At 42.8% G+C, this 23,054-nt stretch carries 20 protein-coding genes; 12 read left to right on the forward strand and 8 right to left on the reverse strand.

Annotated elements, in window-relative coordinates:
* Positions 1-35 precede the first annotated feature (35 nt).
* The 6 genes from H7F25_RS18875 to H7F25_RS18900 all read left to right on the forward strand — a co-directional run bounded on the left by H7F25_RS18875 (position 36) and on the right by H7F25_RS18900 (position 5,259).
* Entirely contained in the window at positions 36-266 is a 231-nt protein-coding gene (locus tag H7F25_RS18875; RefSeq protein WP_029706600.1) for a hypothetical protein, read from the forward strand.
* Positions 263-724, forward strand: coding sequence for a 2-thiouracil desulfurase family protein (locus H7F25_RS18880; protein ID WP_125587564.1), 462 nt, complete (start codon positions 263-265; stop codon positions 722-724). Before H7F25_RS18875 ends, H7F25_RS18880 begins: the two co-directional genes overlap by 4 nt.
* A 29-nt stretch (positions 725-753) precedes the next feature.
* Entirely contained in the window at positions 754-1,170 is a 417-nt protein-coding gene (locus H7F25_RS18885) for a DUF5301 domain-containing protein (protein ID WP_185854053.1), read from the forward strand.
* A gap of 81 nt (positions 1,171-1,251) precedes the next feature.
* Positions 1,252-2,079, forward strand: coding sequence for an aldo/keto reductase (locus H7F25_RS18890; protein WP_034283114.1), 828 nt, complete (start codon positions 1,252-1,254; stop codon positions 2,077-2,079).
* 248 nt (positions 2,080-2,327) lie between these two features.
* Positions 2,328-3,296 carry an oxygen-dependent tRNA uridine(34) hydroxylase TrhO gene (locus H7F25_RS18895; protein ID WP_024424412.1) on the forward strand — a complete coding sequence of 323 codons (969 nt, stop codon included), beginning with the start codon at positions 2,328-2,330 and terminating at the stop codon, positions 3,294-3,296.
* 343 nt (positions 3,297-3,639) lie between these two features.
* Positions 3,640-5,259, forward strand: a complete 1,620-nt coding sequence (locus H7F25_RS18900; RefSeq protein ID WP_034283122.1) for a glutamate/serine transporter AimA — start codon at positions 3,640-3,642, stop codon at positions 5,257-5,259.
* A 35-nt stretch (positions 5,260-5,294) separates the two neighbouring features.
* Here H7F25_RS18900 and H7F25_RS18905 read toward each other — a convergent pair whose 3' ends face one another.
* Positions 5,295-5,495, reverse strand: coding sequence for a hypothetical protein (locus H7F25_RS18905; RefSeq protein ID WP_024424410.1), 201 nt, complete (start codon positions 5,493-5,495; stop codon positions 5,295-5,297).
* A gap of 185 nt (positions 5,496-5,680) precedes the next feature.
* Between H7F25_RS18905 and licT the strand changes: the two genes are divergently transcribed.
* From licT to H7F25_RS18925, 4 genes are all read left to right on the forward strand, one after another.
* The gene (gene licT, locus H7F25_RS18910; RefSeq protein WP_024424409.1) at positions 5,681-6,517 is read left to right on the forward strand and encodes a BglG family transcription antiterminator LicT; all 837 of its coding nucleotides are present in this window, start codon (positions 5,681-5,683) and stop codon (positions 6,515-6,517) included.
* 235 nt (positions 6,518-6,752) lie between these two features.
* The gene (locus tag H7F25_RS18915; protein WP_044333459.1) at positions 6,753-8,612 is read left to right on the forward strand and encodes a beta-glucoside-specific PTS transporter subunit IIABC; all 1,860 of its coding nucleotides are present in this window, start codon (positions 6,753-6,755) and stop codon (positions 8,610-8,612) included.
* A gap of 19 nt (positions 8,613-8,631) precedes the next feature.
* Positions 8,632-10,053 (forward strand): glycoside hydrolase family 1 protein, encoded by a 1,422-nt coding sequence (locus H7F25_RS18920; protein WP_041106167.1) that lies wholly within the window; start codon positions 8,632-8,634, stop codon positions 10,051-10,053.
* A 617-nt stretch (positions 10,054-10,670) separates the two neighbouring features.
* Complete coding sequence (locus H7F25_RS18925; RefSeq protein WP_103132631.1) at positions 10,671-11,408, forward strand: hypothetical protein; 738 nt, start codon at positions 10,671-10,673, stop codon at positions 11,406-11,408.
* A gap of 15 nt (positions 11,409-11,423) precedes the next feature.
* Here H7F25_RS18925 and H7F25_RS18930 read toward each other — a convergent pair whose 3' ends face one another.
* Positions 11,424-11,759, reverse strand: a complete 336-nt coding sequence (locus H7F25_RS18930; RefSeq protein ID WP_024424405.1) for a hypothetical protein — start codon at positions 11,757-11,759, stop codon at positions 11,424-11,426.
* Between the two features lie 406 nt (positions 11,760-12,165).
* Here H7F25_RS18930 and arr point away from each other — a divergent pair, with 406 nt between their 5' ends.
* The gene (gene arr / locus H7F25_RS18935; protein ID WP_122631549.1) at positions 12,166-12,582 is read left to right on the forward strand and encodes an NAD(+)--rifampin ADP-ribosyltransferase; all 417 of its coding nucleotides are present in this window, start codon (positions 12,166-12,168) and stop codon (positions 12,580-12,582) included.
* Positions 12,583-12,639: 57 nt separating this feature from the next.
* On the opposite strand, the gene H7F25_RS18940 is transcribed toward arr, so the two are convergent.
* Genes H7F25_RS18940 through H7F25_RS18965 form a run of 6 tightly spaced genes read right to left on the reverse strand, consistent with a single transcriptional unit; the run spans position 12,640 to position 20,190 of the window.
* Positions 12,640-14,559, reverse strand: coding sequence for a BglG family transcription antiterminator (locus tag H7F25_RS18940; RefSeq protein ID WP_122631548.1), 1,920 nt, complete (start codon positions 14,557-14,559; stop codon positions 12,640-12,642).
* On the reverse strand, positions 14,556-15,440 hold the full coding sequence (locus H7F25_RS18945; RefSeq protein ID WP_185854054.1) for an ROK family protein: 885 nt from the start codon (positions 15,438-15,440) through the stop codon (positions 14,556-14,558). The genes H7F25_RS18940 and H7F25_RS18945 overlap by 4 nt, the downstream gene beginning before the upstream one ends.
* A gap of 56 nt (positions 15,441-15,496) precedes the next feature.
* Positions 15,497-18,160: a mannosylglycerate hydrolase gene (gene mngB, locus H7F25_RS18950; RefSeq protein ID WP_185854055.1), complete on the reverse strand. Its 2,664-nt coding sequence runs from the start codon at positions 18,158-18,160 to the stop codon at positions 15,497-15,499.
* Positions 18,161-18,188: 28 nt separating this feature from the next.
* Entirely contained in the window at positions 18,189-19,307 is a 1,119-nt protein-coding gene (locus H7F25_RS18955; protein WP_024424401.1) for a PTS fructose transporter subunit IIC, read from the reverse strand.
* Positions 19,308-19,342: 35 nt separating this feature from the next.
* Entirely contained in the window at positions 19,343-19,672 is a 330-nt protein-coding gene (locus H7F25_RS18960; protein WP_024424400.1) for a PTS fructose transporter subunit IIB, read from the reverse strand.
* A complete protein-coding gene (locus tag H7F25_RS18965) occupies positions 19,669-20,190 on the reverse strand; it encodes a PTS sugar transporter subunit IIA (RefSeq protein ID WP_226340863.1) in 522 nt (173 codons plus the stop codon). Before H7F25_RS18965 ends, H7F25_RS18960 begins: the two co-directional genes overlap by 4 nt.
* Before the next feature lie 179 nt (positions 20,191-20,369).
* Between H7F25_RS18965 and H7F25_RS18970 the strand changes: the two genes are divergently transcribed.
* Positions 20,370-23,036 carry a S8 family peptidase gene (locus tag H7F25_RS18970; RefSeq protein WP_103132628.1) on the forward strand — a complete coding sequence of 889 codons (2,667 nt, stop codon included), beginning with the start codon at positions 20,370-20,372 and terminating at the stop codon, positions 23,034-23,036.
* Positions 23,037-23,054 lie beyond the last annotated feature (18 nt).

A 23,054-nucleotide genomic window follows, 5' to 3' on the forward strand; every position in this document is an offset into this window, starting at 1 on the left:
TTGTTCTTAGCCATGATGAAAGGGAGGGAGCCTTATTGGAGAAAGAAATGATAGAAAATTATAAAAAATACGCATTCATCATGCCATTTGTGGGATTGTTTGTCAGCGTGCTATTATTTGTTTATTTTTTTGGTATTGCAGGACCTGGAGAACCAATTTGGGCTGCTGCTTTGTATTGTGCTCTGCCCTTTTTGGTGAATACGATATGTTTCTTGCCTGTATGTATTTATTTTAAAGTCAGCAAAAAAAGTGAGGAACATACATGATTGTCGTCAGTGCTTGTCTTGCTGGGTTGAAGGTTCGTTATAATGGCAGCCATCGATTAGATCAGCGAATTGAGGAGCTTGTTCAGGAGGGAAAAGCGGTCACAGTTTGTCCTGAGCTGCTTGGCGGCCTTTCCACGCCAAGGCCTCCCGCAGAAATCATTGGCGGAGACGGACATGATGTATTACAGGGCCTCGCCTCTGTGATCGATGTACATGGAAATGATGTCACGGAGATGTATGTAAAAGGCGCGAAGGCCGCGCTGGAACAGGTTCAGTCTCTGAAAGCGACGGCGGTTGTGTTAAAAGAGTACAGCCCTTCCTGCGGCAGCCGGATGATTTATCGCGGAGATTTTAACGGGGGGACAAAAGCTGGAGATGGAGTGACATCCGCCTTGCTTAAACAGCACGGAATTCAGGTATTTTCTGAGGAGGATGATTGGACTTCACTGTTTTTATAGGTGTGGTGTGAATAGAAGGGGGAGTTAGGTTGAAAAAGTGGATGATTGGTTTAGTCGTCATTATTTTATTAGGAATTGGTATTTATTTTCTAATCAATGCAAAAACATACTCTTTTGATGATGTGGCCTCAATTGATCAGAACAAGGTGACTTCGATTCAAATTGAGCATGATAATGAGCGTGTTATGGTTGAAAAGAAAGAGGATATTCAAAAGCTGCTGAAGGAATTTTCGGGTATGAAATTAAAGAAGGTGAATGACTCTAAAAAAGACACAAAAGAGTCTTATTGGATCAGGGTGTTAGAGGATGGCAAAGCGACATACGGATTCATCTTTTACGATCAAGCTTATTTAGAAACATATGATGGTTCTAAAACAAAAAATCGGATCAGCGAATATCAAATCGTTGACGCCAATCAAGTTGATATGGGAAAATATATCAAATAGCTCAGCCAGAATGTCATGCATGATCAATCGAAAATTCGGGTATAGTGCTTGGTAAGTAAAAAGGAAGCGGAGGTTTGTTTGATGAGTGGATTAACAGATACAGTCACATTAGCAAACGGAGTAAAAATGCCGAAGCTAGGCTTTGGTGTATGGCAGGTAAAAGATGGGGATGAGGCTGTAAATGCCGTCAAAGACGCTCTTGAAGCGGGCTACCGCAGCATTGATACAGCAGCCGCCTATCAAAATGAAGAAGGGGTAGGCAAAGCCATTCAGCAATCAGGCATCTCTCGCGATGATCTATTCATTACGACAAAGGTTTGGAATAATGATCAAGGCTATGAATCAACACTCGAAGCCTTTGAAACAAGTATGAACAAGCTGGGGCTAGATGTATTAGACCTTTATTTAATTCATTGGCCTGTTGAAGGCAAATATAAAGAAACATGGAAAGCGCTAGAGAAACTATATAAGGATGGACGCGTTCGAGCGATCGGAGTGTGTAATTTCCATCAGCATCATTTAGAGGATTTATTGGAAGAGGCAGAAGTTGTGCCAATGGTGAATCAAATCGAGCTGCATCCGAAGCTGACGCAGGAGCCTTTACGAGACTACTGCAAATCGAAAGGTATTCATGTTGAGGCGTGGTCGCCATTAGGAAGCGGGAAGCTTCTAAACCATCCTGTTCTTCAGGATATCGCGAAAAAACATGACAAGTCAGTAGCGCAAGTGATCCTTCGCTGGGACTTGCAGCATGGCATTATCACCATTCCAAAATCTGTGACAAAGAGCCGAATCATCGAAAACACACAAGTCTTCGATTTCGAGCTGTCCGCACGTGAGATGGGTGTCATTGATCAGCTCAATGAAGATGAGCGCACAGGTCCAGATCCAGATAACTTTGATTTTTAATCGAAAGAAAAGCACAGGTGCGATGCCTGTGCTTTTTTTGTGCAGTTTTTTGATGTTGAAAGGCCTCAATGATTTGAATGGCGTCGATAATCTTTTCTTTACATAGTCTCCAATCAAACAATCGAATATATGAGAAGAAAGGCCCTTCCGTTTTATGGAATTGAGCCGCCGACATTGCCTTTAGGTATGTATTTCCTGTATGATAAAGAATGGTATGTTTTGATTAAATTTAAGAGGTGTTTATATAGATGGAAAAACAATATCGCGTTTTACTTTACTATCAATATGTCCCCATTGAGGACCCAGAGACGTTTACAGCAGAGCATTTAGCATTCTGTAAGGAGCTTGGTTTGTTAGGCCGTATCCTTGTATCAGCAGAAGGCTTGAACGGAACGGTTTCTGGAACCATTGAGCAAACGGACAAGTACATGCAAGCGTTAAAAGAAGATCCGCGCTTTGCGTCTATGCCGATCAAAATTGACGAAGCAGATGGACATGCGTTTAAGAAAATGCACGTCCGCCACCGGAAGGAACTCGTGAACCTCAGCCTTGAGGATGACGTGAATCCGTTAGAATTAACGGGGAAACATCTTAGCCCGGTCGAATTTTACGAGCAAATGCAATCACCTGATACGGTTGTGATTGATGCACGTAATGATTACGAGTTTGATGTTGGTCACTTTAGAGGGGCAGTCCGTCCTGATATTGAGACATTCCGTGAATTACCTGAGTGGATTCGTGACAATAAAGAGATTCTTGAAGGGAAAAAAATCCTGACTTATTGCACAGGCGGTGTACGCTGTGAGAAATTCTCAGGCTGGTTAAAGCGTGAAGGCTTTGAAGATGTCTCTCAGCTTGACGGCGGAATTGTTACTTACGGAAAAGACCCAGAAGTGCAAGGGAAGCTATGGGACGGTCAATGCTATGTGTTTGATAATCGCTTAACAGTACCAGTGAATCAAACAGAGCATGTGGTTGTCGGAAAAGATTTCTTCACTGGTGAGCCTTGCGAGCGTTATGTGAACTGTGCGAACCCTGCATGTAACCGTAAGATGATTGCCACTGAAGAGAGTGAGCATAAGTATATGCGCAGCTGCAGTCATGAATGCCGCACAAGCGAACGGAACCTGTATGTGAAACAACACAATTTATCTGAAGAAGAAGTACAAGAAAGACTAGCTGTCATTGAAAAAGAACAAGCGATTTCACAAGGATAGAGGGAATCCCCTCTATCCTTTTTTTCTATACATGACGGGGATTAGAAGATAGAGGAAGTCATTTCCTCTATCTTTTTTGTTTTGTTTTTTTCAAAATAAGGGTAAAGGTAGTTATTCAGTCTAATAGATTGAACAGGTGAAAAAGACGCTTTCTTTTGAAATAAGCATGTTCGACTATTTCAGAAAATGAAGAATTGAGAGATAATATAACAGGCGAAAAAATGAACAAAGGTAAAGGTTCAATAGAAGAAATATTTTCCAGTGAAATGAAAAGTGAGCTGCTTTGAAAGAAAGACGCTTGCTTGACACATGCTCTGTATTTTAATCGAAAGGTGTTATGAACATGAATCATTTGCATCGTAGGATGGGAACTTTCGCTTTAATGATGGTAGGTCTTGGCTCAATCATTGGTTCAGGATGGCTCTTCGGTGCTTGGCGTGCAGCTCAAATCGCCGGTCCTGCTGCTATTTTATCCTGGTTGATTGGGATGGTTGTGATTTTATTTATCGCTTTGTCTTATAGTGAACTCGGATCGATGTTTCCTGAGGCAGGCGGAATGGTCAAATATACGCAATATTCACACGGATCTTTTATTGGGTTTATTGCAGCTTGGGCGAACTGGATCGCCATTGTCTCCGTGATACCAGTTGAGGCGGTTGCTTCCGTCCAGTACATGAGCTCTTGGCCTTGGGAATGGGCAAAGTGGACATCTCATTTGGTCACCAAAGGGGTATTGACGACAGAAGGTCTTATGGTTGCCAGTGTGCTTCTTGTGATTTACTTTCTGCTTAATTATTGGACAGTTGGGTTATTTTCAAAAGCAAATACATTCATTACCGTGTTTAAAATTGTCATTCCAGGATTAACAATTGGTGCGCTCTTATTCGTAGGTTTTCATAGTGAGAATTTTACTTCTGGAACAAGTATTGCCCCTAACGGCTGGGCGAGTGTGCTGACAGCGGTTGCGACATCTGGGATTGTGTTTGCCTTCAATGGCTTCCAAAGCCCGATTAATATGGCCGGTGAGGCAAAAAATCCAGGCCGGTCGATTCCAATTGCCATTGTCGGATCGATTTTCATTGCAACTGTGATTTATGTCCTTTTACAAGTCGCCTTTATCGGTGCTGTTGATCCATCTATGATTGTGAACGGATGGGGTCATTTGAATTTCAACTCGCCATTTGCGGACCTTGCCATTGCGCTTGGGATTAACTGGCTTGTTTTGATTTTATATGCGGATGCGTTTGTGTCACCTTCTGGTACAGGAATTACGTATACTGCAACGACGTCTCGGATGATTTATGGAATGGAAAAAAACAAATACATGCCAAGTGTGCTTGGCCGTCTGCACCCTATTTACGGCGTGCCTCGTCCAGCAATGTTTTTTAACTTAGCCGTATCGTTTATCTTTCTGTTTTTATTTAGAGGCTGGGGTGTACTTGCAGAAATTATCTCTGTCGCTACACTCATTTCTTATTTGACTGGACCAGTGACCGTCATGACACTGAGAAAGACAGGGACAGATTTATATCGTCCGCTTCGAATAAAAGGACTCAGCATCATTGCTCCTCTCGGTTTTGTCTTTGCCTCATTGACACTGTATTGGGCAAGATGGCCGTTAACAGGTCAGGTGCTGTTCATTATTCTCATCGGTCTACCTATCTATTTTTACTATCAAGCAAAAGCGAAGTGGAAAGGCTTCGGCCGCAACTTTAAGGCGGGTGCTTGGATGGTTGTGTACCTGCTTGTGATGATGACGATTTCCTGCCTTGGCAGTGACAAATTCGGCGGTTATAACATCATTCATTATGGCTGGGACATGGCACTGATTACAGTGGTAGCTCTGCTATTTTATATGTGGGCACTCAAAAGTGGATATGAAACAGAGTTTTTAGAGGATGCGAAAAAAATCAATGATGAGCTGCGTGCTTCTCAGAAAGAAGCTGCAGCAACCAAAGAATAAAGAAACGGCTGCCTGAACACTCGGGGCAGCCGTTTTTATTTGGATGAAAGGTGCATCACATGCCGTTTCAGCCAAGTGGTGACGCCGCGCAAAACCGCCGCTGTGACAAGTGAAATGAGCACATATCTCCAAAGCTGGCCTAAGCCTTGTCCACTCAGCCAGAACACGATGCCTAGAATGATGAGGGTGAACATGAGCAAGAATAAAAATGATGCAGACCAGAAAAAAGCCTTCACAGAAGGTCACCTCCTCAGGAGTATTGTATGCAGGCAATTGAAGGATCAGACCAGCTATGAAAGGGTAGAATCATGGTGAAATCTATTGCAAAAGTCAGATAAAAACGCCAAGTGATTTGACAGTTGTGTTAAGATGAGAGCATATTTTGAGTAAAGTTGTTGGTCATAGACGGAGGTGTTTGGAAATGCAGATTCAAAAGGTTCTAAACAATAATGTCATTAGTGTCATAGATGAACATGGAAAAGAAATCGTTGTCATGGGCAGAGGCATCGCTTTCCAGCGACGTCCCGGGGACCCGGTGGACGAATCGTTGATTGATAAAGTCTTCCGCCTGGAGGATCATTCCGTTCACGAGCGGATGAAAATGCTGCTTCAAGAGGTTCCGTATGATGTGGTCAAGGTGACCGAAGAAATGATCCAATATGCACATACAAAGCTGAACCGAAGATTAAACGAAAGTCTGCATGTATCGCTGGCAGACCATATTCATTACGCCATCGAACGGCTGAAGAAAAATCATTTGATTGAGAATTCGCTTATTTGGGAGATTAAACGCTTATACAAAGATGAATTTCTTGTGGCAAAGGACTGTCTTGAGATGATTGAAGAGCGTCTTCATATTGAACTGCCGGAGGATGAAGCAGGCTTTATTGCGATGCATATCATTAACGCAGAGCTCAATGAGGATATGAATACGACGGTCAATATCACAAAGGAAGTCAATGCCATTCTCACCATTGTGAAATATCATCTCAACATGGAATTTGATGAAGACTCACTCAACTTTTATCGATTTCTCACGCATTTGCGCTTTTTCGTCCAGCGTCTAATTAACGAAACACTCCTTGTCAGTGAAGATCAAGATTTATATCAACTGATCAAAGTGAAATATCCGAAAGCATACGATTGCGCAAAGAAAATCGCAGAATATGTCTATCAAACCTATCACCGAGATCTCACATCAGAGGAGATGCTGTATCTATCCATTCATTTGAATCGACTGATCAAACGAGAAAAATAAAGATAGATTTTAAAAGAAAGCGTTGACATGAGAAAAGGTGAGTGGTACTATTTGCTCATAAACATAAAAGAATACGGTTTCACAATGATCGTCTTAGAGGATTGTGACTGTTCGGCAGGCAAAACCTAAACGTTCACTGAAAAAGCGCAACAGCAAGCTGCGACTATTTTTGGTGCCCGTTTAGGTTTTTATTTTGCCCAAAAACGTATTTTTTTGAAAAAAAGGGGGTTTTTGCATGAGTTATCGTCAATTAGCAGAAGACATTATTAAACACATTGGTACAGAGAAAAACGTCCATTCATTGGTGCATTGTGCCACAAGGCTTCGCTTCACACTAAATGACAGATCAAAAGCGGATAAAGCGGCCATTGAAAAATTAAATGGCGTCGTTACCGTTATGGAAAGCGGCGGCCAATTTCAAGTGGTCATTGGCAATACCGTACCAGAGGTTTATCGAGAAATTGGAGAGTTTACGAATCTATTAGAGGATTCCACTGCTTCATCTGCAAAATCAGGTGAAGAGAGCACAAGCCTTTTCGGGAAATTCGTCGACATTGTATCGGGGATTTTCACACCACTTCTCGGTGTCATGGCGGGTGCAGGTATTTTAAAAGGTCTATTAGGCATCTGTATCAACGCGAAATGGTTATCTCCTGAAGATACATCGTATCAAATTTTATTTGCTGCATCTGACAGCTTGTTCTACTTCCTGCCATTATTGCTCGCATTCACTTCTGCTAGGAAGTTTAAAGCGAATCCGTTTGTCGCTGTGACGATAGCAGGTGCACTGATTTACCCAACCATTCAAGAATTGTCAAAAGGCGGCGGAGATGTGACATTCTTCGGGATACCAGTCGTCTTAATGTCTTATACATCTACGGTCATCCCAATCATTTTGGCAGTGTTTGTCATGGGATATATCGAACGTTTCTTTAACAAAGTCATTCATGAAAGTGTCAAAAACTTTATTACGCCACTCATTTTACTTGTCACGGTTGTTCCGCTGACACTCATCGTATTCGGACCATTTGGTGTGTATGCAGGGAATGGCATTGCAGCTGTTTTGCTGAAAGTATTCTCCTTTAGTCCTACACTTGCAGGTGCTTTAATTGCGATGGCTTGGCAGATTCTTGTCATCTTCGGTATCCATTGGGGACTTGTGCCAGTGATTTTAAATAATATCGCAGTTCATGGGAAAGATCATATCAAGCCGGCCACTGCGCCAGCTGTATTCTCACAAGCCGGTGCTTCCATCGGTGTTATGCTGAAAACAAAGAATAAAAAACTGAAATCATTGGCTGGATCGACAGCAGTTTCTGCTGTGTTTGGGATCACAGAGCCAGCTGTATACGGGGTCACACTTCGTTTGAAAAAACCATTTATTGCAGCCGTTATCTCTGCTGGGGTCGGCGGTGCGATTATCGGTTATTCACAAAGTATTGCAATTGCGTCAGGCCTTCCAAGTTTACTGACACTGCCGATTTTCTACGGTCAAGGATTTACAGGGTTCATCATCGGTATCTCGGTCTCGTTCGTCCTTTCGATCATCTTAACTTATTTGATTGGATTTAAAGATCCAGTAGATGAAGATGCAACGCCGGCAGCCGCTTCTGCTCCGGTAATTGAAAACGAACATGGGGTCAAAGCCGCTCATGTGAAAAGTCCTTTAAAGGGCGAGGTCATCAAGCTGGAGGAAGTGCAGGATAAGGCATTCTCATCTGGTGCACTAGGAAAGGGCGCAGCCATCATTCCATCAGAAGGAAAGCTGTTTGCACCAGTATCAGGAGTTGTAACAACGGTGTTCCCAACTGGACATGCGTATGGTCTAACCTCAGAAAGCGGAGCAGAGGTACTCATTCACATCGGACTGGATACCGTACAATTAGGCGGAAAGCATTTTACCCCGAAGGTTGCTCAGGGGCAAACCATCACAGAAGGCGAACTGCTTGCTGAGTTTGACATAGAAGCCATCCAAGCTTCAGGCCTGTCAGTCACAACACCTGTCATTATTACCAATTCAGGTGAGTTTAGCGATATCATTGAAACGGAAGAGAAACAAATCACACCAGGCCAATCATTTTTACATCTAGTTTAATCAAAAGGAGGAAGAAATCATGAGATATTCAACACTAGCATCATTTCCAAAAGACTTTTTCTGGGGCGGATCTACTTCCGCCTATCAGGTAGAGGGTGCGTGGAACGAGGATGGCAAGGGGCCTTCTGTCATTGACATGAGAGCAAGTTATCCTGAAGGGACAACGGATTTTAAAGTCGCAAGCGATCACTATCACCGTTATAAAGAGGATGTGAAGATGTTTGCAGAAATGGGCTTGAAGGCTTATCGCTTTTCCATTGCGTGGACACGGATCATTCCAGATGGAGATGGGGAAATCAATCAAAAGGGGATTGAATTCTATCATTCTCTCATCGATGAATTGCGCCGCTATGACATTGAACCAATCGTGACAATGTATCATTTTGACCTGCCTCATGCACTTCAAGTAAAGGGAGGATGGTCTAACCGCGGGACAGTGGATGCGTTTGAACGCTATGCAGAGGTGCTATTCAAGGAGTATGGTCAGAAGGTGAAATATTGGCTGACCATTAATGAACAAAACATGATGATCTTACATGGATCAGCGCTCGGTACACTTGATCCAAATTTAGAAAATCCGAAAAAAGAACTGTACCAGCAGAATCATCATATGCTCGTTGCACAGGCAAAAGCGATGACGCTTTGTCACCAAATGCTGCCTGAAGCGAAAATTGGACCAGCGCCAAACATTGCGCTCATTTATCCGGCTTCTCCAAAGCCTGAAGATGTGCTTGCTGCGGCGAATTACAATGCGATCCGCAACTGGCTTTATCTTGATATGGCGGTGTTCGGGCGTTATAACAACCTGGCTTGGGCGTACATGAAAGAAAAAGACATTCTTCCTGTCATCGAAGAGGGAGATATGGATATTTTGAAAAGCGCGAAGCCAGACTTCATTGCCTTTAACTACTACACCTCACAAACGGTTGAAGCGAGTAAAGGAGATGGCAACGACGAATTTGCACGCGGTGGAGATCAGCATTTGAAATCCGGTGAAGATGGCGTCTACAAAGGCGGCAACAACCCATTCTTAAGCAAAAATGCGTTTGGCTGGGAGATTGACCCTGTCGGCTTCCGTTCAACGATGCGCGAGATTTATGACCGCTATCAGCTGCCGCTTATTATCACGGAAAACGGATTGGGTGCATTCGACAAGTTAGAAGAAGATGGATCAATTCAGGATGATTATCGAATTGATTATTTAGAAAAACATATCGAGCAAATCAAATGGGCAATCACAGACGGCGTCGAGGTATTCGGATACTGCCCGTGGTCAGCCATCGACTTAATCAGCACACATCAAGGATGCTCCAAGCGCTACGGGTTCATCTACGTCAATCGCGACGAATTTGACCTAAAAGACCTTAAAAGAATTCGCAAAAAGAGCTCTTATTGGTATGAAACCTTGATTCAGCAAAATGGAGACAACATCGGGAAATAACGATAAAAAAGCCAATCACCTTATGCGGGTGGCTGGCTTTTTTCGTTCATTTTATTGGAAAGATCATATTGTTCGAGTTGTTCTAACATGATAGCTAGATTGTAACAGCCTAATAAACTGTTTTCTTTTATAATCCGAAGAATATCACAATCCATTTCGCTGTTTAGCCAGTTTGTATAAAAATTGCGGCTATTCTTTTTTATGTGCATTTTGAACTTTTTCGATATAATCTGCTACTTTGTAAAAACCTGATGTCGCTTTCTTTGCATATTTCTTGCCTATTACTTTCGATAAGGATTTTTCTAGATATGTGCCTGACTTGCGAAGAGCCTGAACAGCAAGTTTTTTTGCTATTGTAGTGACGATATTTTTAGTTGGGGCTTCTTTAGATTGTGGTGGGAATATCTTGCCCCATTGTTTAGGAACATATGCATTTCGGCTTGTGTCATTTGTCTACCACAGAAATTTTCACCAAAACGAAGTTCTAAAAAATGATTGCGGACACCGCAACCAAAAAAGGAATTTTCTTAAATCTATCTTAAATCCATTGATACACTCATTTTAATTTGATAACCTTGATTTTGGAATTTAATGCAAAAGGAGGAAATATAAATAAGATGTTCAAAAAAACACTTTTAACCCTAATTACCCTAGCTCTTGTCATATCAATATGGACTCCATTTTCATCAGAAGCATCAGCAGAAACACACTTTATCAATTCACAAGAATTAGAAGCATTAGTAACACCAACAGTTCTACAAAATGAACAAATTACCAAAGAATTAGACGAACTTGAAATGAAAATGGGAGAATACATAGAAAACCTTCCATTTACAGAAAAAGAATTTGAAAGCATGTCAGAGTCAGAACAAAATAAAGTGATAGACCAATATTTCAACAATGAAGAATTTTTAGCTTTAGAAAACCGAATGAAACAACTTGATTCCAAAAGTAGTCAGAGTGAAATCACAACACAAGCACTACCAATATTCTTCGTACCAATCGCAATGACCGTAGGAAGAGTTGCTTTGTGGGCCATAAGATCAAAAGGCGCAAAAGTTGCACTGAAGTATTTGAAGAACAGAATAAAAGGTTTTGGGAAGAACTATCATATCGATTGGTATGTAAAAAATAGAAAAGGAAAAGTCGAGAGTCTCGTAAAAGTGTTCCATAAAAAAGGAAAAAAGAAAATACGAGTATTTGCAGTTGATAACGGAGTCATACCACTAAAACCAGGATCATCAAACTGGTACTGGCATTTTCATGTAGCTCCAAAAATTCAAATACACCATGCTCTTAGAGCATCAGTACCAAGTAAACACAAAGCTGTAAAAGGTAGAACAATACTCCACTAAAAAAGAAAAGCCCTTTTATAAGGGCTTTTCTTTTTTAGCATCGTAATCTTTAATAATTTCAATTGGATCAATTGCATCATCATCTTGTACATATTGCTCTACATAAGGAGTCATCAACTTCTCAAACTGATTTTCATCATCTACTAAAGCAATACAAGTTTCATATCCTTCAAAATCAGATGGGTATAAATTTGCAACAGCACTACCAGTTTTTAAAGCCTGATCTATCGCATTTTTTAATTCCAATAAACCCTTCCTGTTTCCTAAAATCAATGCTTCTCTATGATGAGTTTCTTGAGCATATATATTACACATCTCTAAAACATCATCATCATCCACTTGAATAGACATACAAAAATCACCTCCGAAGTAAAATTTAGTTAATTATATAATTATTGATGCCAGCATGCCAAGACCTCAAACGTCTCATTGGCTACTTTATCTTCATCTTCTTCAATCCTGATCAGATCTTCTTCCTAGGCATCAATACGCTATTTCCCAAACTGCCACCAATTTTTTCTTTCCTTTTCATCCTGTTCCGTTGCAGTTTTTCTTATGGCCTCTAACAGCTTTTTATCTCTTTCAAGAAGACTGATTTGTATGTATTCTTGCTGTTTTTTCAACTTGCTGGAGCTTACACATCTTACTCTCTACTATCATTATACCCCGAATTTATTGAAATTTATAGACTGTTTCTCGCCCATATCTAGCCGTATACTGTTATACGCAAGTCAAAAACGATGAGGGGTGTGGCTGTATGAATGACAAGCAAAAGGTGTTAGATCTCGGGCCATTTTTTCATGGGACAAAAGCGGAATTGAAGATTGGAGATCTGCTTGAACCGCTGCATTTATCCAATTATCAGGATAAAAAATCGAACCATATTTATTTCACCGGAACACTAAACGCGGCCAAATGGGGTGCTGAATTAGCTAGGTCTGATGCGAAAGAAAGAATTTATGTTGTAGAACCGTTAGGCGAGTTTGAAAATGATCCAAATGTGACTGATAAAAGATTTCCCGGCAACCCAACACGTTCTTATCGATCGAAATCTCCGTTGAAAATAGTCGCAGAATTAGGTTCTTGGGAAAGACATTCCGATGAAGAAATCAATCATATGCTGAGCTCCTTAAAAAAATTAAGTGAAGAAGGAAAAAATGTCATCTACGATTGATGATGTATATCTAAATAAAAAGGCCGCCTCATGAATTGGGCGGCCTTTTGTTTGATATTATTGAAACAACGCATCCATCAGCTCATCAAAAGTGTTGGCTTGCTTGAGGGCGCGAATGCGGTCTGGATTGTCTAGTAAATCGACGGCCTGTTCAAAGAATTGGTTCATGCAGGCAGCGTCATCCTTATGAATCGCTAATAAAAAGACAAGTGATACTTGGTCTCCCTGCCAGTCAATCGGCTGTTTTAAATGTGCGATGGCTACAGAGGAGGTGCCTTCATTTGTGATGAGCGGGTGCGGCATGGCAATGCCGCTGCCAAGATAGGTAGACGACATTTGCTCCCGCTCAAGCACCGAGGGCCGAAAAGAAGACGATACTAGCTGATGCGCCTCTAAACGGCTGCATAGTATATCTAATACCTCCTCCTTGCTGCTTAGATCAGCATTCATGAAAGTCAATCGCTCTTGAAAAAACGCCATCAGCTCTTTTGAGGGTGCCCCGTGTCCATTTAATAAATGAATGACTTCATTTACACGCTGTATATCATGATGTTCAAAAAAGGCGCTGACCTGAATGACTGGTTTCCCCTTTGATGTGAGAGGCACGGTTGTGATGATGACGTCACACGGCAAAGAGGAGCTCATGAGATAATCCTGATAGGAATAGAGCTCAACAATGTCAAGCTCGTGCTGAAAGGCTGTCTTCAATTTAATTTCAAGCAGTCTTGCCGTCCCTAAACCAGATCCGCACACGATAATCGCTTTCTTTTTTTGCGAGGTATCGAGCTGACTTCTTTCAAATGAAGCAGCGATATGCAAGGCAACATATGCCGCTTCATCTTCATTTGGCGTCCGCACCAGCTGTAAGGCATTCAGCCCGCTGACAGCCAAATCAAACGGGTATGGATAGGACGTTTTGATCTCATGCAAAAGCGGATTTTGTAATGATACGCCATATTGGATGCGATTTAATAACGGCTTCATATGAAGCATCAAGTCTTGCTGCAGGATGCTGTCATCAGCAAAACGATGACCGCTTATTTTCTCAATGTGCTGTAGAAAGACTGTAACCGCCTGCTGAACTTCCACTGTCGTCTGATGCTGGGCGGCTTCTTTCCACGTTTGATTCGCCAATAGATGCATGACTAAGTAATCTGTTTCATCCTCTGATAAGGTCACACAAAAAGTGTCACTCACCTGCTGTATGATTTTTTGTGCAATTCTCATCAAAACGGGTGATCTTTGTGTACGGGCAGTACTAGCGGATATCCGCTGGTTTTTTCGTGTTTGCTGAATCGCAATGGCTAAGTGAATGACTAAATTTTTTAAGGCAATGTCTTTAATGAGCAATGACTCTTGATGCAGGTTCGTCAACACAATAGATCGAATGGTTTCAAGAGAAATATCAGGAAAATGGAGCTGTTCTCGCTCGGTGATATGAGAGAGAGCAGGCTCTTCTTCAAGAAGTAAGTCTGCATAGCACGTTCTTTTTTGCAGCTCATCTCCTTCAATCTTTAAGCCAAATCCAGGCTTTGATACAAGGGTCATGCCGTAACGGGCTAACAGCTCTCGTCCTTTTTTTAAATCACTGCTGACCGTCATGCGGCTGATAAACAGTTCTTCAGCCAGCTGGTCAATTTTTAAGTAATCTGATTGAAGCAGCAGCTTTCTCATCATAAATCGTACACGCTCTTCTGGCATGACGGGGACAAGAGAGCGGGCAGGAAGTTTTTGCTGATGAAGCCAAAGTAAGAAAGCATCTTGGTCACTCGTTAAAAGAGTATATCCCTTCCCGCGAATCGTTTTAATCATGGCTCCAGTTTCCTTTAAATACTCATTTGCTTCCTTGATTAAATTGCGGATAGAGCGGTCAGATAAGCGAAAAGAGGCAGTGAGCTCCTCCAGCTTCACGAACCCCTTCGTTTCAAATAGCCGCTGAATCAGCTGATAGGTTCGAGGATCTGCCGTCATCATCATTGCGCGGCTCCTTGCGCCTGTAAGGCATCAGTTCCAAGAGCGATGGCGCCCATTAAACCAGATAATCCATCAAAGGATGGTTTTGTGATAATTTCATGTAAAGGCTTTGGCAGCTGCAAATAGCCGTGAAGCCGTTTGTCTGTTTCATCAAGAATAAGCGGCAGCATAGCCGGCTGTTTCATTACGCCTCCACCTAGAATGATGCGTTCTGGTGAAAGGGTGAGCAGCAGGTTAGCAGTCATTTGCCCGAGATAGTAAGCATGAAGTGACCAGGCTGGATGATCCTCTGGCAGCATTTGTGCCAGTGTATGATAGCGTCCTTCTATGGCAGGTCCAGATGCCAGTCCCTCTAAACAGTCATGATGTATAGGGCAGCAGCCTCCATAGGTGTCATGAGGATGCCGCTGAACGGTGATATGACCCATTTCTGGATGCAGCAATCCGTGAATCAGGCGATGTTCAATATAGGCACCGCCGCCTATTCCAGTCCCAACAGTAATATAGACCAAGGAGGCAGGCTTTTCTGCTTCAGTTGAAAAACGGGCTTCTCCGAGTGCTGCACAGTTCACATCGGTATCAAGCTTCATCGGGACCCCGAGGGCTTGTTTTAAGGTAGAGAGGAAAGGGAATTGGCGCCATGCTGTTTTTGGTGTGTCTAAAATCGTCCCATAGCTTAGGCTTTGCTCTTTCACATCGACAGGCCCGAATGCCCCAATTCCAATGGCATCGACACGATGCTTTGTAAAGTAATCGATCACTTGCCGGCATGTTTCATCTGGATTTCCTGTTGCAAAGGAAGTCATGTGTTCAATCGTTCCGTCTGTTGTTCCGTAGCCGCAGACAAATTTTGTTCCGCCTGCTTCAATGCCTCCAATTCGCATGATCAATGCCCTCCATTAAAGAGGGGCGGAATCCAATGGATCCCGCCCCTACATGTTCATTTTTTCTTTACAATGTAGGTTTGTACCTGACAAGGTGTAAGCGGTTCAATGTGTAATGATCCATGTTGTGCTTTGAGTATATGTCCTTCAGGTGTTTCTCCTAAATTCGTTGTTTCTCCGTGTTGTAGAGATGAACTATTGATTGAAGCGGCTGTTTGACGCGTTAAATATGGATTGAAGAGACGAATGACAATGCCTGTTCCATGCTCTTCTTTTTTCAGAGCGCTTAGAATGGCTCCATCTGTCTCAATGTCAAGCAGGCTATAAGTAGATTGTAAGTCTTCTTTTTCATCTCGGAAAGAGAAAATTAAACGACCGTTTAAAAAGTCTGCCCGCTCGTAGCATTGAACAGGGGTGGTGTACCGTTTGGCAAGCTGTGCTAAGTGTCCCTCGCTGACTGCGTCCTTGCTATAGTGCATTCCAAATGAGAATGACAATGCACCTTGCAGCTGAGCGTCAGGTGTATCAACAATTTTTTCCCCAGATGCGCGTCCTGGACGGTAAAGCAGGTTTTCTTTCCCCATTTTTCCGAAACAGCGGAAGAGCGTATATGCAATCGTTGTATAGCCTTCCCCTGTGATCTGATATTCTCTCACGCAGTCGGTCAACAGAGCGGCACCATATGCTTCATCACGAAGTGCGACAAAGGATTGCATCGGTTCAATGGTGATCGGTTTTTCTTCCCAATGTTCATTGTTCCACCATTCTAGCTCTTGCGTCAGCTCTGTTGGGCGTTCGATTGTACCAAACTGTTGATCGCTCAGTGATACGTTTGATGCGATGCCTGTATCAAAAAGAACGCGCAGGCGATGATCTAACGCATGGTTGTCCACATCTACATGAAAACGGATGACAGCATCGTCTTTGTTTAATGCTATCTTCGCTGTGATCGGAAGTGAAGTCGCAGCCAATTGCTTAGAGCGCTCCTCTAGGTCGTAAGGGACAGTGAGCTGAAGCTTGATGGTCAGCTCTTGCTGCAGGCCGCTTTTAGCCACTGAGATGTCTGCTGATGAAAGATCCTTGGATGACACATACAGGTCCTCACGCGGGGGTGAATAGTTGTAAGAATCCCCATCGTCTCCGTTGTCTTCAAAGATCATTTGCTTAGAGAATGTCCGGCCAGTTTGTTTATCTGTGATGTCCAGTGATCCGTTGTCATTTGCCGCTATGCGGTAATACGTATTTTCAATTACGCGTCCTTCAGTTTGTTCCCATAGAGATTCGCTTGATTCATCAAAGACCATGCTCACTTGTGTATAGCCTACTGACGGTAAGTCGATGGCTTCAATCAGCAGCACGGCTTTCCATACTTGCTTTGGCATGTACACTTCTTTACTTGGGTTAAGAGAAATTTGCTGTGCCAGCACATAATCTGTGACATCGGTTTTGCTTTTCACTGTGTACTGAAGCGTTTGTCCATTTGCATCCTTTAACGTAAATGGACGTTCCGTGATAAAGGTTTCGACTTCAATGACTTCAGAACGCTTTGAAGGCAGGGTATTGAACAAGGTGAATGTGATTTCTTGCTCTGTTTGCAGTCGAATAGCGATGAGACGCATGTGTAAGTCCACAAGATTCTCGGCGATTTCCTTTGCCTGTTTGTAGCGGAAGAAGACATCTTGGTTTGTCGTGTCACTATTACAGCCGCCAATGCTGTCATGCGCTGCATTTTCAAACATGAGGTACCAAATATCGCGAACCGTATCATGCGGATAGTCGTGTCCGAGAGAATAGCTGATCGTTAGGATGGGCTCCATCACATTCACGAGATAGTTTTCAATTTGATTGTTTAAGATTTTTAAATCCGCTCGTGTTGAAAAAATAGATTTATGAATCCGCATATGCTTCGCATGAATGAGCTCTCCGTGTAATGTCTCAAAAGATGTCCGCTCTTTTTTCACTGCTGCAATATAATCTTCTAAACTGCTGATTTGATAGTGATGCTCGTCAAGTTCATTGGCTTTTTCTAATAAATCAGGCAGGTTTTTGCGGATCGGTGCTTGGTCAAAGCCATTCGGGAAATAGACATTCTTTGTGGTTGCCTTTGCTTGCAGTGCACCGATTTTTTCAGATAAAAAGGCTTGTAAGTCCTCATCCTTCTCAGGGATATTTCCACCGTAGTAGTAGCCGAATGGCAGATTCACAGCAAAGACTTCACTGCCGTCAGCACCGCGCCAATTGAATTCGGTATGGTTCGTCATATGGTCAGAAACGCCACGCCAAAATGCCGTATCGACAATGCCGAAGCCGCGATAAATTTGAGGCATTTGTGCGGATTGACCGAAGGAATCAGGGACATAGCCGACTTTCATCACGTGGCCGAACTGCTGACAGCGTTCAATCCCATATTGTAGGTTCCGCACAATCGATTCACCTGAAATGACGAGCTGGTCGGTTTGGGTATACCATGGGCCGATGATGAGACGTTTCGCAGTGACAAGCTTTTTGATTCGATTTTCATCCTCTGGCCGCCATTTCAGATAATCATCTAATAAGGAAGCCTGGGCATCGAGCATGAAGTAATGGAACCTTTCATCTGTTTCAAGGGTATCTAAGATGTCCATTACGCTTTTCATTAAGTAAATACGGGAGCGGGAGGTGGTGAAATACCATTCCCGGTCCCAGTGAGTATGTGGAATCACATGTACATTGACAGTCATTGATCAACGACACCTTTCTACGTTCAAATTATCCTTCTAGTACAAGGTCAAAATCGTCTTCTTCTTTCTGCTTTTGGTCATGTTCCGGCGTTTTTGGCTCTTTTTTCTCAGAGAAATTCACAAGCAGATTGGCGCCAATACCGATGACGAGTGCGCCAGTTAGAGCTCCGATTAAATAAGCCCACCAGTTTCCGACTGAGAAGAAGCCGTATAGCCCGCCAATTGGCGGCATGATGTCATGAACTCCTAATAATGCAGCGACCCCGCTTCCAACAGCACATGCCACAACATTGAGCGGAATCAATTTCAAAGGATTGACGAGGGTAAAAGGGATCGCCCCTTCCGTAATACCGATAATGCCCATGACAAGACCGCCTCGTCCTGCTTCTCTAAAGGTTGGTGAGAAGTTGCGTTTTCGAATCAATGTCGCAAGCCCGTATCCAAGCGGTGGAATGACAATCGCAATATTGACGAGAATGGCAGGGAGGTAGACACCTGATAGAAAGAGGGCGTTACCAGCCATCCACGCTGATTTATTCACCGGTCCGCCAAGATCGAAGCCAATCATCGCACCTAAAATGAGAGCGAGTGCGAGTGTGCTTGTTCCATCAGCGACCATACCTTTGATCCATTCAATTAATGCCGTGTTCAAAGCGCCTAATGGGCCGCCCAGAAGAACTGACATAAGAAGTCCGGTTAAGCCAACGGTAATAAGCGGCAGGATGAGCAGAGGGACGAGCCCAGCTGCAGAGCCTTGAATTTGAATTTTTCTTTTCACAAAAAGAGCAACATATCCTGCGAAGAAGCCTGCAATGACGGCACCAATAAATCCAGCATTTGTTGAGCTGGCGAGAGCACCGCCGATAAAGCCGGCTGCAAGACCTGATTTATCCGCAATCGAATAGGCGATAAATCCAGCGAGCAGAACGTTCATTAAGCCAATGCCTGTCCAGCCGACCTGCTCCATTAAATAGGCACCGTGCAGTATGCCGCCAGCATCCTTATAGGTGTTTAAATCTGAAACACCAAACCCTAACCCGACCAGTTTTGCTAAACCAACGATAAGTGAGGCACCGATGATTACAGGAAGAATATAAGAAATACCGGTCATGAGATGGCCTTCAATGACTTTTAATTTTGCTTTCATTTTCTTTGCTCCTTTCTATATGGCATTGCTCATGTTTATTGAGATTCAGACTTTTTCTTTTCAACAAGTGCTACAGCTTTAGTGATAATTTGCTCGGCATTTTTTAGGGCACGTCCGATTTCGACACGTACAGTGGGAATGCCTGAGAAGCGTTCCGCATCGTTGATATGCTGATTTGAGGCAATGATGCAGAGGTCTGCCTGCTGTGCTTCCTCTGCTGTAATGCCGTTGACCTGACCCATAATCCCCTGCTGTTCGATTTTGATCTCGTGTCCGAGCTGTTTACCTGCATTTTCTAACGCTTTGGCTGCCATTGGAGTATGAGCTAACCCTGCTGGACATGAAGTGACACCGACAATTTTCATTGTGTAATCCCCTCTTTCAATTGTTGTTCAATGACTTCGTAATAGTAATCAGCTGTTTGACCTGGTTGAATCTTCTCGATAAAAGCAGGTTCCATTAGACTGGTCGCAATACCTGACAGTAATTTCAGGTGTGTGACATTTGCTTCTTCTAGTGGAACGAGCAGTGTAAATAAATAGCTTGTGGGCAAATCATCGAAGCTTCCCCATTCAATGGGTTGTTCAAGTTCTAAAAAAAGAAGTGAAGCCGTTTGTACAGCGGAGCTTTTTGTATGTGGAATGGCAAAGCCTTGCTGAAGTCCTGTTGAGACTTCGTCTTCGCGTGTCAACAAATCTGCTAATAGCCCCGCCTGATTGTTAGTAATCTGAAGGTCTTCAGCTTTCTCGGAAATGTATTGTAAAATCTCATTCTTTGATCGTCCGTTTACTTGTGTGAAAACATGATCTTTTTGGAACAAGCTGATCCCTTCTCTCTTGTTTGTTAAGCGCTTACAAGTTGATTGTAATGTACTTTTCAGCATGGTTAAATAGCATCATTTTCCGTTTGAAATGGCAAAAAGTTTATGAAGCTATCCGTCTTGCTGACTGAATATCTCAAATCCTAGCTTAAAACGAGTTTAATTATGTAAAAAACAGATTCTACTATATGTATTTCTGTGATATTCTTCCAAGGTATCATAAAAGATAAGGGGGTCTTTTCATGTTCAAAAAGCAGGTCAAATCCTGTGTGATCGTACTCATGGCCATCATTCTATGTATGGCAGCATTACCTGGATACGAGGCAGCAGCTGCCAGTCATGGAACAAGTGTCAATGAAGCCATTGGGTTAAAAAATGGTGAAGTCATCTCAGGTACATTACAGAATGAAAAGGAAGAGTCGTGGTATGAAATCACGCCATCTGCACAAGAGGTGGCAAAACATACACACATGCAAATTTCTGTGAAAAGTAAACAAGTGCTGTCCGTATCGGTCTATCCAAGCAAGGACAGAGCGATGAAGGATGACACATATTCAAGATATCGCGTGGACACAGCGAGCGGAGAGACAGAGATCAACTTCCCGCATGCATGGTCAGGTCCCTATTATGTCAAAGTGCTCTATTTAGGGTCAGAGGAAGACAGCCGTGATGAGGAAGAGGATGCGGCATATACAATCGGATATAAAGGAGCTAATCTTCCGCCTTCTGAACCTGTTTTTCCTGAAGAAGATGAGCCTGAAATCATCATTATTGAGAAAAAGTACGGGCGTGAAATTCTTCAATCGATTCGTACAATCGAAGATAAACGATTCAATGAAACGGCAGAAGGTCGGAAGCTTTCGCGTCTGCTCCAAAAGACAAAGCCGTTTCTCAAATCAAAGCTCATCAAACATCAAAAAGAGCAGCAAAAGGTATACAACCATCTGCTCACATTAAAAACACTGCTAAGTGACGTAGAGAAAAATGGTGCATTTAGTGGTCATATCGTAACAGAAAAAGAACAACAGGCGATCGGCTCCCTTTTTGATATGCTCAAAGAAGCAAGTCCGGCATATTTAAAAAAGGAATTAGAAGCCGTCAGTCAAAAAATTGGCATCGATCAGCTTGAAGGAAAGTCAGTTGGTTATGTATTAGAGAAACAAAAGCTTGTAAAAGAAGAGAAGGTTAAAACGAATAAGATCATTTTTAAATTAAAGGATGGCCAAACACTTCAATCTGCGAAAAAGAAAATGAAAAGCTACGGCATCCAAGAAAACCGTGTGACATCACAGTCAGTTAGTCCTTTATTCAAAGGAATGTATGTCTATGATGTGCCAGCAGGGCAAGAATCAGCTGGAAAGACACTAAAAGCAGGCAAAGCGGTCATCAAAAGCACGGCAAGAAAGCTTTCCAGCATGCCGAATGTTGAATTTGCAGAGCCTGTTCAAACCTATCGTGCGCTAAGCAACGACGCGCAGTATGGTTATCAGTGGCCGCTGAAAAACAGTGCGCAAAACAGCGGGAAAAAAGGCGCTGACGTCAAATTTGAACAAATGAATACACTGATTGGCACAAGCAAAATGAAGCAAACATTAATTGCTGTTGTGGATACAGGTGTAGACAGCCGTTTGACAGATTTAAACGGGACTGTTCGTACAGACTTAGGTGCGAATCTCATTGGACGAAACAAAGATGCGATTGATGACAATGGACACGGTACGCATGTGGCAGGCATCATTGCCGCAAAATCCGATAATCATTACTCAATGGCAGGTCTCAATCAACATACGGGCATCATTCCGGTGAAGGTGCTGGATGCCTATGGCTTTGGCGATACAGAGCATATTGCACTTGGGATCAAGCATGCAGTGGACAAAGGCGCAAAGGTCATCAACATGAGCCTTGGCGGCTACTACAGCAGAGTGATTGAATATGCCATGAATTATGCTGCTCAAAGAAATGTACTAGTCGTCGTGGCAAGTGGAAATGATGGCGTACCAGAAATGGGCTACCCTGCGACATCAAAATACGCAATGGCGGTTGGTGCAAGCAACCGTATGGATATTGCCGCTGAGTTCTCAAGCTATGGCAAAGGACTGAGCATGTCAGCCCCAGGGTCGGATATTCCGAGCCTCATGCCTGATGGGAATGTCTCATACCTTAGCGGGACATCAATGGCGACACCATATGTAGCAGCAGCAGCAGGGTTACTGCTTTCTAAAAATCCATCCTTAAAGCCAAATCAAGTGAGAAATCTTTTGCAAAGTACAGCAGATGACATCTCATTTAAATCTATTGATGGAAAAGACGACGTTTTCTATGATGAAAACGAGGAGCCAATTGTCGATCCGAAAATCCCAGGAATTGATTGGATGACAGGACATGGCAGACTGAATGCATTTGCTGCATTAAGTGCTGTCGAATTGAATGCATCAGTGAACAAAGTGGAAGATCAGCATCAAAAGGTGACAGGTAAAGCAAAAGCCGGTGCTGCTATTTCTGTGTATAGAGGCAAAACGCTGCTTGGAAAAGGCACAGCAGGCAAAAAAGGAACCTTTAGTGTGAAGATTAAGCATCAGAACAAAAACAAGGTCCTTCACATTAAAATGTCAAAAGGAAAGGCCGCTACGACGCTCAAAACCGTCGTGAAAAAAGGCAAAGCACCAGCTAAGCCGAAAGTCAGCAAAGTAACAGTCAAAAGTAAAGCCGTCAAAGGAACTGCGGGTGCAGGCTTGACCATTAAAGTGAAAAACAAATCAAAGAAAGTCATCAAAACAGTCAAAACCAATAGCAAGGGTGCATTTACTGCCCAAATAAAACCACAGAAAGCCAAAACGGTTTTATATGTGACCGCATCAGATGTGAGAAAAAGAGAAAGCAAAGCGGTAAAAGTGGTTGTGAAAAAATAAAAAAAGGACTTCCCTTTT

Source organism: Bacillus sp. PAMC28571 (genome assembly GCF_014250435.1).
Taxonomy (GTDB): domain Bacteria; phylum Bacillota; class Bacilli; order Bacillales; family Bacillaceae; genus Bacillus; species Bacillus safensis.

Bases quoted from the DNA above. Each gene is read 5' to 3' on its own strand.
- H7F25_RS18930 (WP_024424405.1), bottom strand. From the start codon at position 11,759: ATGTCTATTCAAGTGGATGATGATGATGTTTTAGAGATGTGTAATATA.
- H7F25_RS18945 (WP_185854054.1), bottom strand. From the start codon at position 15,440: ATGCGAATTGGAGGCATTGAAGCAGGCGGAACAAAATTTGTCTGCGGC.
- licT (WP_024424409.1), top strand. From the start codon at position 5,681: ATGCAGATTCAAAAGGTTCTAAACAATAATGTCATTAGTGTCATAGAT.
- H7F25_RS18915 (WP_044333459.1), top strand. From the start codon at position 6,753: ATGAGTTATCGTCAATTAGCAGAAGACATTATTAAACACATTGGTACA.
- H7F25_RS18955 (WP_024424401.1), bottom strand. From the start codon at position 19,307: ATGAAAGCAAAATTAAAAGTCATTGAAGGCCATCTCATGACCGGTATT.
- H7F25_RS18890 (WP_034283114.1), top strand. From the start codon at position 1,252: ATGAGTGGATTAACAGATACAGTCACATTAGCAAACGGAGTAAAAATG.
- mngB (WP_185854055.1), bottom strand. From the start codon at position 18,160: ATGACTGTCAATGTACATGTGATTCCACATACTCACTGGGACCGGGAA.
- H7F25_RS18900 (WP_034283122.1), top strand. From the start codon at position 3,640: ATGAATCATTTGCATCGTAGGATGGGAACTTTCGCTTTAATGATGGTA.
- arr (WP_122631549.1), top strand. From the start codon at position 12,166: ATGAATGACAAGCAAAAGGTGTTAGATCTCGGGCCATTTTTTCATGGG.
- H7F25_RS18970 (WP_103132628.1), top strand. From the start codon at position 20,370: ATGTTCAAAAAGCAGGTCAAATCCTGTGTGATCGTACTCATGGCCATC.
- H7F25_RS18880 (WP_125587564.1), top strand. From the start codon at position 263: ATGATTGTCGTCAGTGCTTGTCTTGCTGGGTTGAAGGTTCGTTATAAT.
- H7F25_RS18920 (WP_041106167.1), top strand. From the start codon at position 8,632: ATGAGATATTCAACACTAGCATCATTTCCAAAAGACTTTTTCTGGGGC.
- H7F25_RS18895 (WP_024424412.1), top strand. From the start codon at position 2,328: ATGGAAAAACAATATCGCGTTTTACTTTACTATCAATATGTCCCCATT.
- H7F25_RS18965 (WP_226340863.1), bottom strand. From the start codon at position 20,190: ATGCTGAAAAGTACATTACAATCAACTTGTAAGCGCTTAACAAACAAG.
- H7F25_RS18960 (WP_024424400.1), bottom strand. From the start codon at position 19,672: ATGAAAATTGTCGGTGTCACTTCATGTCCAGCAGGGTTAGCTCATACT.
- H7F25_RS18925 (WP_103132631.1), top strand. From the start codon at position 10,671: ATGTTCAAAAAAACACTTTTAACCCTAATTACCCTAGCTCTTGTCATA.
- H7F25_RS18940 (WP_122631548.1), bottom strand. From the start codon at position 14,559: ATGATGATGACGGCAGATCCTCGAACCTATCAGCTGATTCAGCGGCTA.